This window comes from Anatilimnocola floriformis (genome assembly GCF_024256385.1).
Lineage (GTDB): Bacteria > Planctomycetota > Planctomycetia > Pirellulales > Pirellulaceae > Anatilimnocola > Anatilimnocola floriformis.
Genome location: NZ_JAMLFW010000001.1, coordinates 1,916,082 through 1,928,260 on the forward strand (window position 1 = coordinate 1,916,082; position 12,179 = coordinate 1,928,260).

Annotated in this window: 11 protein-coding genes; 2 read left to right on the forward strand and 9 right to left on the reverse strand. The window is 55.7% G+C overall.

The window, feature by feature from the left end; all coding sequences use genetic code 11:
- Positions 1 to 190: 190 nt before the first annotated feature.
- Positions 191 to 859: a hypothetical protein gene (locus M9Q49_RS07660; RefSeq protein WP_254508128.1), complete on the reverse strand. Its 669-nt coding sequence runs from the start codon at positions 857 to 859 to the stop codon at positions 191 to 193.
- Positions 860 to 1,049: 190 nt separating this feature from the next.
- On the opposite strand from M9Q49_RS07660, the gene M9Q49_RS07665 reads away from it, so the two are divergent.
- Together M9Q49_RS07665 and M9Q49_RS07670 are read left to right on the forward strand one after the other, a co-directional pair.
- Positions 1,050 to 1,439, forward strand: coding sequence for a hypothetical protein (locus tag M9Q49_RS07665; protein WP_254508129.1), 390 nt, complete (start codon positions 1,050 to 1,052; stop codon positions 1,437 to 1,439).
- A 101-nt stretch (positions 1,440 to 1,540) separates the two neighbouring features.
- Positions 1,541 to 2,038, forward strand: coding sequence for a hypothetical protein (locus M9Q49_RS07670; RefSeq protein ID WP_254508130.1), 498 nt, complete (start codon positions 1,541 to 1,543; stop codon positions 2,036 to 2,038).
- 51 nt (positions 2,039 to 2,089) lie between these two features.
- Here M9Q49_RS07670 and M9Q49_RS07675 read toward each other — a convergent pair whose 3' ends face one another.
- From M9Q49_RS07675 to M9Q49_RS07710, 8 genes are all read right to left on the reverse strand, one after another.
- The gene (locus tag M9Q49_RS07675; RefSeq protein WP_254508131.1) at positions 2,090 to 2,419 is read right to left on the reverse strand and encodes a hypothetical protein; all 330 of its coding nucleotides are present in this window, start codon (positions 2,417 to 2,419) and stop codon (positions 2,090 to 2,092) included.
- A 273-nt stretch (positions 2,420 to 2,692) separates the two neighbouring features.
- Entirely contained in the window at positions 2,693 to 3,478 is a 786-nt protein-coding gene (locus tag M9Q49_RS07680; protein ID WP_254508132.1) for a hypothetical protein, read from the reverse strand.
- Between the two features lie 18 nt (positions 3,479 to 3,496).
- A complete protein-coding gene (locus M9Q49_RS07685) occupies positions 3,497 to 4,510 on the reverse strand; it encodes a hypothetical protein (protein WP_254508133.1) in 1,014 nt (337 codons plus the stop codon).
- A 4-nt stretch (positions 4,511 to 4,514) separates the two neighbouring features.
- Positions 4,515 to 5,576, reverse strand: a complete 1,062-nt coding sequence (locus M9Q49_RS07690; protein WP_254508134.1) for a dynamin family protein — start codon at positions 5,574 to 5,576, stop codon at positions 4,515 to 4,517.
- Between the two features lie 18 nt (positions 5,577 to 5,594).
- Positions 5,595 to 6,638 carry a YfjI family protein gene (locus M9Q49_RS07695; RefSeq protein WP_254508135.1) on the reverse strand — a complete coding sequence of 348 codons (1,044 nt, stop codon included), beginning with the start codon at positions 6,636 to 6,638 and terminating at the stop codon, positions 5,595 to 5,597.
- Positions 6,569 to 7,510: a dynamin family protein gene (locus tag M9Q49_RS07700; protein WP_254508136.1), complete on the reverse strand. Its 942-nt coding sequence runs from the start codon at positions 7,508 to 7,510 to the stop codon at positions 6,569 to 6,571. Before M9Q49_RS07700 ends, M9Q49_RS07695 begins: the two co-directional genes overlap by 70 nt.
- A 926-nt stretch (positions 7,511 to 8,436) precedes the next feature.
- Positions 8,437 to 9,432 (reverse strand): IS30 family transposase, encoded by a 996-nt coding sequence (locus tag M9Q49_RS07705; protein ID WP_254508137.1) that lies wholly within the window; start codon positions 9,430 to 9,432, stop codon positions 8,437 to 8,439.
- A gap of 227 nt (positions 9,433 to 9,659) precedes the next feature.
- Positions 9,660 to 12,092, reverse strand: coding sequence for a bifunctional serine/threonine-protein kinase/formylglycine-generating enzyme family protein (locus tag M9Q49_RS07710; protein ID WP_254508138.1), 2,433 nt, complete (start codon positions 12,090 to 12,092; stop codon positions 9,660 to 9,662).
- Positions 12,093 to 12,179: the final 87 nt, after the last annotated feature.

A 12,179-nucleotide genomic window follows, 5' to 3' on the forward strand; every position in this document is an offset into this window, starting at 1 on the left:
ACTCCACGAACAGTGGATGGCAGACACTGACGATCCCGATAACGGCAGCCATTTTGGTGGAGGGTAAGCTCCAATCCTTTCAATTCAAAGGCGATAAGTGGTACGGTAACCCACCATCCGGCCTTATCGATAAGGGCATTGAGGGCGCCGTTGATTTAAAAATGGGCACAGCAAATTTTACGTCGAAATATCAAGATCCGATCAGAGGCGGGATCGCCACGTTCGAGACGACAGGTACTATTAAATCGAGCGGTGGTTCGTCCGGTGGATCGAGCGGTGGTTCGTCCGGTGGATCGAGCGGTGGTTCGTCCGGTGGATCGAGCGGTGGTTCGTCCGGTGGATCGAGCGGTGGTTCGTCCGGTGGATCGAGCGGTGGTTCGTCCGGTGGTTCGTCCGGTGGATCGTCCGGTGGTTCGTCCGGTGGATCGAGCGGTGGTTCGTCCGGTGGATCGAGCGGTGGTTCGTCCGGTGGTTCGTCCGGTGGTTCGTCCGGTGGATCGAGCGGTGGATCGAGCGGTGGATCGAGCGGTGGATCGAGCGGTGGATCGAGCGGTGGATCGAGCGGTGGATCGAGCGGTGGATCGAGCGGTGGATCGAGCGGTGGATCGAGCGGTGGATCGAGCGGTGGATCGTCCGGTGGTTCGTCCGGTGGTTCGTCCGGTGGTTCGTCCGGTGGATCGAGCGGTGGTTCGTCCGGTGGTTCGTCCGGTGGTTCGTCCGGTGGATCGAGCGGTGGTTCGTCCGGTGGATCGAGCGGTGGTTCGTCCGGTGGATCGAGCGGTGGTTCGTCCGGTGGATCGAGCGGTGGTTCGAGCGGTGGTTCGTCCGGTCCCTTTGCACTGGATAAGATTGAGGGCACGCTCACTCTTGACGGTAATTCCACTGCCAGTGCCGCTAAGAGCGCCCCGGGCACGACAGATGAGCAACTTTGGATTGACACAGGTTACTATAAGCAATACGACGGGCCCACAAAGTTCACAGCCCAGTACACTGTCAATCTCAACGCTGACGGCACGTTCAAAGCAGCCGGCAGCACGATCACGTTCACCATGGTGAACTTCACTGATTGGAGTTATATAACAAGGCCAAGTGCATCCATTTCACAGGCTAAAGAGGATGAATATGTAGCGGCTGGTAAACGTGTTGTCAGAGTTGGCGAAAAATGCTTCATCTATTCCAATGAGAATCTCCTCACACAGCCAGCATTTAGTTCGGTGGCGATCCCGATTACCGAAGCCACTTTGATGGATGGCAAACTCGTTTCGTTCAAGTTTGTAGGCGACAAGTGGTATAAAGACCTGCCGGCCGGGTTTACCGATAAAGGTATCGTCGGTGAAATTGATTTGACAAACTCCACGGGTAAATGGACAGCGAAATATCAACAGGATGCTAACGGCACGATTGCTATATACGACGTAACAGCTACACTTGTGCATTAGGCAACCGCCCGCGAGATGATCCGAGTGGGGGGCGTTGAGCAAGTTCGCCCAGCCAAAGAAGCCACCGCTCCACTATCCCTTTCAAGAGAAGCAGGTGCATGATGACCCGATTTGTGTTGGCTGCGGCCCTTTTGAGCTACGCACTCACCTCGGTAGCCCTGTCTGCGGACGCGCCGCCCGTTTACGTGAAGATCCTCATACCCGATGATCCCGGCGCTCCTGTTGTTGAGGGAGATTCGACCGTTGTTGAATCCTGGATTATTAAGTGCATCGATAAGGAACAGCGTCAGTCCAAGTTCAGAGCGGTAACCGGATGGGTGCGGCTCGTCGAGGAGCCCTTCGATGCCACACCCGTGTGGCGCGGAGCAACCCTGGACGGAGTAGGCGTGTGCCCCGTTTCGGCGGACGTTTTCGAACGCAAAGACGGCCAGATCAAGATCACGCTCCAAGGATGGACGCCTGGCGGGGCGAGGGCCACGGTGACACTCCAGGACGAACCAGGTAGCCGTGAGGTGGTCCCGGTCACCGAAGCCAAAACGAAACACGGGGTGCCCCACGTAGCCATTTTCATCGGACTTTACGAAAAGCGAAGTGACTAGCAGACGTTCGATATGGTTTTACGCGAAGGGGGAATGCGAGCAAATTCACGGCTATGTGCTGTTCATGGTGAACACCGGCCTGCGTCCCGACCGAGGGCGCACAGCACGAATCCGACACTCGCGGATCTTGATAAACTCCGGCAGCGCTTGGTGGGTTGGTCCCGTAACGCGGCCATTAGAGAGCAGGAACTGGACCACATCGGCGTTCTCGGGAAATGACCATTCGGCCGCGTTCGACGTCCCGAAGGTAGCTTCGACGCGAGCGATTAGGCCTCCCGCCTTTTTCTTGTCGTGGGTCTGGAAAGATCGCTTGAACCGCTTGTTGCCTAAGCGGATGCAAATGAAATACACGCCACAGGCGTCCAACTCGTGCCAGGCCATCGCCGAATCTCCGTTGCAAAATCTACGGAGGAACCGGCCTGAAACCTATCGACGCAATGCACAACGAAACCCCCGCTGCCACGGTTTTGCCACGGGTGTTACCGAGTCGGCCGCAGGGGGCCTGTCACCCGGAATGTGCAAAAATGCCTCAAAATAAGAAGTACCAGAGGCCGGACTTGAACCGGCACGCCCTTGCGGGCACAGGGTTTTGAAATCTGCCAAGCCGATTCGCCACAATTTTTGCCACCCACGCAATACTTCACCTCGCAACTGCTAAACGTGAATAGACTGCCAAATCATAAAGATGACCACGAATAGCGTAAATGCGAGCACGAAGAATAACAAAAGTCGTACGAAACGCTTTGTAGGTTGAGTGAGTTTGAGCAGTCTCAATCTGTCCTGTCGAATAACATCACTTTCCTGTTGCTGCCTGCGGTAATCTACTGCGAATTGAGAATTGCTATTGCCTGAAACATCAATTTGAAGGGGTTGGCTGCCTGTGGTTCGCAAACGAATTCTCACTGACTTCGTGTACTGGATCGTACCCAGCGCCGAACAACGGGGTGAGGTTGCTTTACACGCACCAATTAGGGATTGGCCAGTGTTCTCGAACAAGTGTTCCGAGTCCGGCCGCTGCGCGCGGTGCGGTTGCGGCGTATGTATTTCTAGTACCGTCGCAGGCACCGGACATTGCTGCAAAGCAACGGAGGCGAGATTCATCGTGATGTCGCCCCAATAAAACTCCGTCGGATCGACCAACTCCGTTTCACTACTTTTCACAAAACCGCAGACGACGACGTATCTGCCGGGTCTGCCTTGTGGATCGCGTCCTCCGTTTAAGAAGCGATAGTAACATCGCCAGTCCTTAGAAAGGTCGTAGATGCCACCCCACAACGTTGTCGCTTCGAGTTCGTTTGGATGCTGCGGAATGTCAGCCGCTAAGCCTTCGTAGTACGTTTCAACAAGCTGCTCACGCGCAAGTTGCGGGTGATACCATGTCCAATAATTGCCATCGGCAGTTTGGAAAGCAGGATCGTAAAGCGCAAGTAGGATCTTCATGGGTCTTGGCCAGGGTCGCTACTTTTGTCGTGGATGCTCGAGAAACTGTTGAACCGCACGCGGACTATCCGTGTTTTGACGGCACCCTCGAAGGCAAAGCACAAGAAAAAGCCCGCCCCAGAAAGCCCACTTCAGTAGAGTCGCTCCTTCCTTTCGCGCCCAAGTAAGAAACCTCGTCCAATCTTCTTCGACTTCGTTTGAGACTGGCGGCGAAATGTCTGCGTTCAATCGTTCGATCGGCAACGATTTTTCAGCCAAATGCGTTGCTTGCCTTGCTGCACAAACTGCCATCCAATTCACGAACTCCGAAAACCCCTTACATCGCAGTTGGCCATCCGGAACGCGCCTCGGCCTCCCAAGTTCGTCGGGCTTCGTAATCGTTGCTCCCACCGCTGAGATTCGAAAGATGGGAACCGCGTCGTCTTGCAAATACCGACCGGCAACATGGGGTAGATACTTCTGCGCCACCAGTTGGAGACTCGCTTCCTGTCGCAGTTCATCGCGATACAGGTCAGCCTGGGTGAAGACTATGCACATCGGACGTGCCGGACACGTTGCATGGCGATAGTCCATGGCCCCGCGTAATAGCCATTCATTTTTCAACCGCTTAACTGCATCTTGCTCACCAATAAAGTCACGCAAATTGACAAGGAATGCGACTGCATCTGCAGTACGAACAATCTCAGCCAACGCTTGCAAGCGAGTGGGAAGATTTTCATCCGAAACCTGCTCTTCGGCAAACAGTAAACGCAGGTCCTGCCCGGCCGAATCCACCAGTCGCAGCGTCCCCGTCTCACCGTATTCAATCTCAAAAAACCATTCCAGCTGCTGCCAGTTGCCCGGCGGTGTCGATGGTGGCCACTCGGATTGCTTGAGCGTTTGCCACGCTCGTTCCACGTATTCCGCTGTCGTTATATTCTGCGGGTGAAGGCGCATGAGGTGCTCTGAATTCGGACCGTAGAGTTTGCAAAGGACCGTCAGCAGTACGGTCTTGCCACATCCTTCGGTTCCGACGAACGCAATTCCAGTCATGGTCCTAGTTTCTTCCCGAAAGCGTGTCAGAGATTTGCTGTCCCGCTGGGCTCCGCTGCGAAATCAGTTTCCATCGCGACCAAGTATCGGGCCGCCACGGCGCCAGCTCTCGCGGTGCAGTGGAATGGATGTATTCCTGATGCCAGGTGCGCCAGTGATCAGCAAGTTGCTGAACCTGCCTACTCAGAGCCGCCGCGCGCAACTGTGGGTTCGCCAGTTCTGTTATCCGCTGCTGAAGCAAACCAATGCCGGTCGCTTCTAAATGCGACGGAGCAGCCGTTCTGCTTGCCGGCAGCAGCGGGGCAACAAACCGGAACTGAGGCGTGTGGCCCTTAAATTCGCCCTGAAAACGCCGACAGAAACGTTCCTTGTCTGTCGGCGACCATTCTTCCCCGAGCGTGACGATGATGTCGTCGCAAAGTTCTGGAAAAAATCTCTCGCGAAACTCTACTTCGCGTTTGCCAATACCCTGTTCGCCCAAGACCACCCAAAACACTTGTGAAACTTGCTCCTGCAGATACACCCGAACAGCCGCTTCATGAGAACCAGGATTCGCATCGAGCTGCGCCGCTCCAAAGCCAGGTGTATCTGCCAGAATCAGGCCCTGCTGAAGGAGCGGATGCGGAATATGCACAGAGAGTTTTGGTTGCCGCGCGGCGGCGTTCACCGACCATCTCGCTAATATTTCATGCAACTGCCTGGCATCAGACCAGGCTACGAACTGCTGCTCGACCGAGTTGCCTTCCCGCAACGATACAAATCGCTGATCGCCGTAGCAGAACTCAATTGGCAGCGCCGTGCAGGGTCCATTGCGGCGTGGAGACAGGTCTTCGCCTAATAACGCGTTCAGCAATGTTGATTTACCGACGTTGGTCAGTCCCACGACGGCAATTGCATAGCGCCGCCTCGCTTGCGTCACACGTTTGCAATGCTTGAGGACGGAAATTGAAACGCGATACAGCGCTTCGCGCAATGTAGGTTCTCGCTGGTACTCAGCAGACTCGCTAAAAAGCAAGTAAAGTTCGTCCAGCAAAATTGGTAATTCGTGCGTGTCGACCTGCGACATGATGTTTGCTCGCAAGGTTTAGGCTTTGGAAACTGGAACGGATGCCACTAGTTCAGCAAGCGATTGAGAGGATGCCTGCAATCGTTGCGGCCCCGCTTCATCGGGGCGCTGCGCGAGCAATTCCTGGATCGTACGTTCGAGTTCATCCAGCTGAGAATCGATACGGGCGCGAAATTCACTCAGGATGTCGTCTCCCATGTCTCGCAACTGACTGATCCGTTGTTTCCGAAGCCGTTCAAATATCTTGCCGATCTGAACTTGCCCTGCTTCGTCAAGCTTCTGCCTCGTTTTGAGCTTTGAAGTGCGCCAAGCGAAAGGTACTGCGGCAACGCCCAGACCAATCAAGGTCCAGCCGACTGGCCCCGACATTGCGACCCACAACGGAGTAGTCGTCAGGGCGACTGGAGCTGACACGGTGGCTGTCCCGGTTCCCAAAAATGAAAATATGCCTGCAGCGTTTGGAAGCAGCACACTTCCCAATGTGCTGATCAACGAGGGCGCTGCAACTGTCGTGGTGGCGGCCGCTATTGCCGCCGCGTTCGCCGTAGCAATACTCGCAGCCGCTGCCTGACCAGCGATCATTAAGCCACTTCCAAGTGCGAGAGACGCCACGCCTCCCGCAACCTCCCTGATCGGCTGGTCATCCGGCAGGTGCGGCGTATGCATTCCTAAGAAACCCAGCTCGAGACGCGGATACTCTTGTTGCAGATTTTCAGCAAGTGTTTGAAGGGAAGTCTCTAGTCGGTTCGTCGCCGGCCGCATGTCTTCTTCTATACGCCTCTGAATCAGAGTGGGCAGTTCCTTGGAGAGTTCATCGACAGTAAAAAGATCGGTGTCCGCAATTTGCCGAGCGATTGCGGTTCTGCAACGGCTCTCAATCTCATCCAGCTCACGTTCGAATTCGTTCAAGGCTCGGCGCCACAGACGTTGGAAATTTTCTTCCGTAGGTTTTCGCGACAGCGCAAGCCGCGGCCGCTCTTGTTCCAGTTCTTTCAGATCGGCGGCCAGTTCCGCTGCCGACTTGCGTGAGCCGGAATTGCAACTTCCAAAGACTGAGCCCACGGCTGAACCGCTTGCAAAACGCGACTACGGAAACGCTCAGCGAGTAACTCTCCCTTGTGCTGAGTGAGAAAGCTTCGCAAATCCGCTGTCAGGGTTTCAAGTTGACTCCCTGCATAGTCTCCCGCGAACGCCAGTTTGGCGCTAATCGTGTAGATCTTCGGGACAGAAATGTCCAATTGGGCAAGAACCGCGCGGTTGTGCGGAATAGCGTCCCGTACATCAGTTTGCGAAGACTCATCGACTCGGTTCATTGCGAAGAAGATTTTTTGAACATCGGCCTCTTTTAATTTGCGGAGCAGGACGAGTTCGTCTTGATCGAGCGGCATTCGCGCAGTGACGAGAAAGATCACGGCATCGGCTTGCGGAGTGAAATGGTGGATCAGGGCGTCGTGATGCTCATGCATGGAGCCTGCGCCAGGAGTGTCAATCAATTCCACAGCGCGATCGAGTTGCGGAAACGGTCCGGCAATTTCAACGAGGGCGACTTCTTTGGCATTCTCAGGATTGTTTTCTTCGGTGACGTAACTGCGCACGTCACCATACGGAACGGTTGCGAAGTGCCCATCGCGAAAATGAACTTTCACGCACTCTTGCGATTCGTAGCGGAAGCTGCTGATCGCGCTGGACGCGGGCAACTTGTCGATCGGAGCAAGTTCATCATCGCTGCGGCCGAGCAAGGCATTGATGAGAGTGGACTTTCCTCGCTTGACCTTGCCTAAGACGGCGAGTCGGAAACGAGCAGATTCGAACTGTTCGATTGCCAGTTGAACTGCGGTCTCGCAAGCTGGCTGCTGGTGAGCGGTGGCAAGTTTGGCGATTCTCTGAGCCCACGAGATGAGGGAACGACGGTGCTCTTGATCAATGAGTTGCATTGCGATCTCCGAGAGTGAGGGAGATGCGCACAGCTCGAAGAATCTGCAGAGCGGCGGTTGGTGAGCGCATGAAAAAGGACGCTGAACCAAGCCCGCTCCCGAGGCCCCCGCCAAGGGGCGCAGTAGAACAGTACCTGGCCAGCGCCCCTCGCGGGGCGTGGCACAAAGCACTGCTTCTACTGAAAGAGCCTTGCGGCTCAGTTTGGCGGTTTCTCGGAAAGCAGTTCTCGATGCTCACGCATCGTTCGAAATGTCAGCCAGCTGTGCCGAAGCGCAGGTGGCCGTTATGGTTTAGTTCGTCAGTCGTTTTAGTTCCTTGGAAACGAAAAAATGGCCCGCTGAACTTCAGCGGGCCAGTGGTGAGTCTATCGCTGTCCGAAGCAAAATTCCAGAGCGACAATTCGAATCTGCAACCGACCAAATGCGGATGGCTTCTTGATCAAACATCACGAGACACAATCTGTACGTGATGCCCTCGGCCTAGGCGAGGATCTGAGCAAGCGCGCTGATCGCAGACTCGGCTGCTTCCCTTCCACCTAGCTGATCGACCAACTTTTTGGCTCTGATGAGTTGCTCGATATTTCCTCGGTTCACCGTCGACCAACGGGCTTCGCCAGCCTTACCTAGGCTCCCGATTTCTTTGTGGAAGCGGTAGGACTTGCCACTTTATAAACGCGATTTATTCAGGCCTTTTTGGCTTTCTTGGCCATCAGACGGACTCCAGCGAGCGACTTGCAAATGAAAATTCTTCAATAATCGAGCCTCATTGAGAGCATGATTCTCATCAATTTCCGCGTCAGTCGCTTGCTTCGCGACCAAGGTGGTTAGTCGAGCGGAAATTTCGCTCAGATTAGCTAAATTTGCTGCTTGAATGCGTCATAACTAAATGGGAGTGCACTAACATTTGGCACATAATGCTTCACGCTCTATTCAGAGAGAAAGCGTCCGGCGCAGTCAAGTTTGAATTGCACGACAGCACTCGATTTGGCGCATATCGCTGGGGTTTGAAAGCCGAGACGTTTGCGGGGGCGTTGGTTCAGCAATTCCTGCGTTTTCTCGATTTGATATGCGCTGATTTCGTCGAAACGCGTTCCCTTCGGGAAGAATTCGCGGACGAGACCGTTGGTGTTTTCGTTGGTGCCGCGTTGCCATGGGCTATGCAGAGCCGCGAAATAAATCTCGGTGAGCAGGTGTTTTTTGAGCCACTGGTGATCCGCGAACTCACTGCCGTTGTCGAAGGTGATGCTCTGCCGAAAGTGCGGCGGATACTTGAGCAGACGCCGAAAGATCGCTCGGGTGACCGTCTTTGTTTTGAGGTTCTCGACATAGATCAGTTCGAGCCAACCGCAGCGTCGTTCGACCAGGCTGATGAGCGCACCACCTTGATGTTTAGGCCCGACGATCGTGTCGCCTTCCCAATCGCCGTAACGGCCACGCTGCTCGATGATGGCAGGACGATCGGCGATGGCGCAACGCTCTTTGCCGATAGATTCACGGTGCCGTTTGCGCGTCATGGCCCGCCGCAGCAGTTTCCTCCAGACGCGCCTATGATCATCGCCGCGGGCCCACGTGTAGATCGTTTGCGCCGTGAGGTGAAAGCGTCGATCCTGCGGAAATCGCCGCTTCAAATCCCCCGCGATCTGCTCGGGCGACCAATGCAACCGGAGATGCTCGATGACAAACTCACGCACCTCAGGCCGTTGCATCTTGCGACTCTTCTGTCGCGCCGCCACGCGCCGACGATCCGCATTCAGTTGGGCTTCATGAGCCAAGTAGTGTCGACCGGTACTGTTGCGTTTGAGCTCGCGGCGGAGCGTGCTCTCGGCCCGCCCGATCGTCTTCGCGAGCCACGCAATCGGTCGCCCTGCTTCTCGCTGCACGGCTAGAAACTCCCGTTCACTCGCGCTAAGCTGAGTTGCCATCGTTGAGGCTCCGTTTGAAAACCAGAGGTGAGATTCCGGTATTCAAACCCCTCAACGATGGCACTTCAAATCAACTGCTATCACGCAACACTACCGAGCGTTTCTATTTTGAACGCGCCTATTGCCGCGAACTCTCCAGTTCAAAAAATGTGGAGCGTCGGTGCGGCAAAGCAATTTGATCGGCAGCTTCTGGCAATTCTCCGTTCTATGGAGTGCTCAACTATTAGCTAATGTTGACGCTCCGCGATTGCAGCCCTGACCGCTTCAACGGAAACCACCACGCGAAAGCCAAACAAGCTATCTCGATACGGCACATCTTGTGAATCTCGGTAGGCTGTGCGGCAGACATCCGCGCCGTACAGCCAGCAGCCGCCGCGGACCACTCGCGGCGAAAACGCATTCGACGTCGGGCCACGAGGATCGCGGGCGGGTTGATCGCGAAACTGCGCATACGTATTCAACTCAAAACAATCCTGCGTCCATTCCCAAACATTGCCGTGGATATCGTAAACGCCGAACGGATTAGCTAATTTTTCGCCGACCGGATGTGTGCGAGCTTCGGAGTTGTCGTAACACCAGGCGGCTAGGAGTAGTTTTTGTTCCGCATCGCCGGTTGAGAACTGCGTGTTCGTCCCCGCGCGGCAGGCAAATTCCCATTCGGCTTCGCTCGGCAGGCGATAACCATTGCCGCTTTGCGTGCTCACTGTCTGGCCAGTCTGGCGATAGACCTCTGACATTTTCTCCCGCTTGCTCAAACTCGCGCAAAACAACGCGGCATCATTCCAGCTGACATGCTCGACGGGAAACTGACTTGTATCGAGATCCTGCACCAGATCCTTGCCATCTCCCGTCGCGGAAAAATGCGCCGGGTTGATGCCGATGATTTCCTGATAATTCGCCTGGGTTACTTCGTGAGCGCCCAGATAAAACGGCTGCGTCAAAGTCACCAAGTGTTGTGGCCCCTCGCTGCGCACACAATCGCGCCAATGCTCATCATTGGCTCCACTAGCAACCAGGTGCTGAATGACGGCATCCGTACTTCCGCGCCGATACGCTCCCGGCGGAATCAAGACAAATTTCATGCCCAAGCTATTTTCCCATTCAGGCGGAGCCCCTAGAAACGCAGCCCATGCGGCTTGAAGTGTTTTCGCTTCGGCAGCTGAGAGAGGCACGACGGCTGGCTTGGGTGCCTCGGTGGACCAGGCTTCCCAGCCCTTGGCAATTGCAGCTGGCTTCGCGGGGCCGTGGGTATATTGCAGCGTGGCACTGCCACCCGGCGGCACATCGATCTTGGCTGGTCGGTTTATCAGGAACCAACTCGAAATGCCGAGTGCAATGGCCAGCAGAGCGGCCATACCGCCCCCGGCCAAAGTCCAGTGATTTCTGATCCAGGCAAGTTGCTGTGCGCCGAACTTGCGGGACGAAAGTGCGCGGGCAATTTGAATCGAACGTTCGGAAACGGGATCGGTCGATTGCGTTGAATTTTGCAGCGACACGGTGGGTGGCAAAGCGTCCGGCGCTGTGTCGAAGGGCTGCGGTTTCTGTAAGGTGGCGAGATCCGCCTGCCGACCAGTCTCTGGAAGTTGCTGAAGCTCGATGGAACCCGCAGAACCAGCGGCCGGTAGTGGAACTCCGCGAAGCTGAGCAGAGAGACTTGCGAGAACGGTTGCGACCTCACCCATCGTTTGCGGGCGCTCGGCAGGCTCCTTGGCGACGAGTTTTTCAAACAGCGACACCAAATCGCGCGGCGCATCGTTGCGCAAGCTCGCCAACGAAGGCAGCGCGCCCTGCTGATGCGCCAGGAGTTTTTTCGCCAGCGTATCCCCTTCGTACATATTCTTATTAGTGAGCAACCGAAACAGGGTGCAGCCCAGCGAGTAGATGTCGGCCCGGGCATCAGCCGTATGAGTGTCGAAGGCTTGTTCGGGGGCCATGAAATCAATGGTTCCCATCACAATCCCCGACGCAGTAAGTCCCTCTTGTGCGGCGACGTTATCGTCAATCCGTGCCAGTCCTAAGTCTAGGACCTTCACGACACCCTTCTTGTCCAGCAGCAAATTCGCCGGTTTTACGTCTCGATGAACAATGCCGTTCTCGTGTGCAAAGGCCAGTCCGAGCGCCGCCTGCCGGACATAATCCAACGCGGTGGCGATGGGCAGCGGACCTTCGAGCGCAACGACGCTCGCCAGATCGCGACCGTCAACCAATTCCATCACCAGATACCAGACGCCGCGCTGTACACCGGCATCGTAAGCCTGCACGATATGTGGATGCGACAACTTGGCCGCCGCTTCCACTTCGCGCTGAAACCGCTTGACGGCTGCTTCGTCTTGCGTGAAGGCCGGTGGCAACAGCTTGATCGCCGCCAACCGTTTCATATGCCTATGCCGGGCCTTAAACACTTGCCCCATCCCGCCGGCACCGATTTTGTCGAGGAGCACGTAATCGCCGAGAACGAGTGGCGTTTGGCTGCCGGAAAGAATTTCATTCGCCTGAAACTTCGTCAGTCGTTGCTGTTCGCTCAGCAGGCAGGCAAAGGCTTCGCCATCGGCGGGCCGTCGCTCACGTCGAAGCGAACTCCAAATAGCCTTTACCTCGTCGGCGGTAAGCAATTCCGCCGCGACCAGTGCTTTCGCAAATTGTTCGACACTCTTCAACAACGTCGCTCTCCATTAGCCAGATTCTAGCCAGCAATCGACGGATTCGCACAAACACAATTCCGGGCGACGGTCCGGAATCCCAATGGG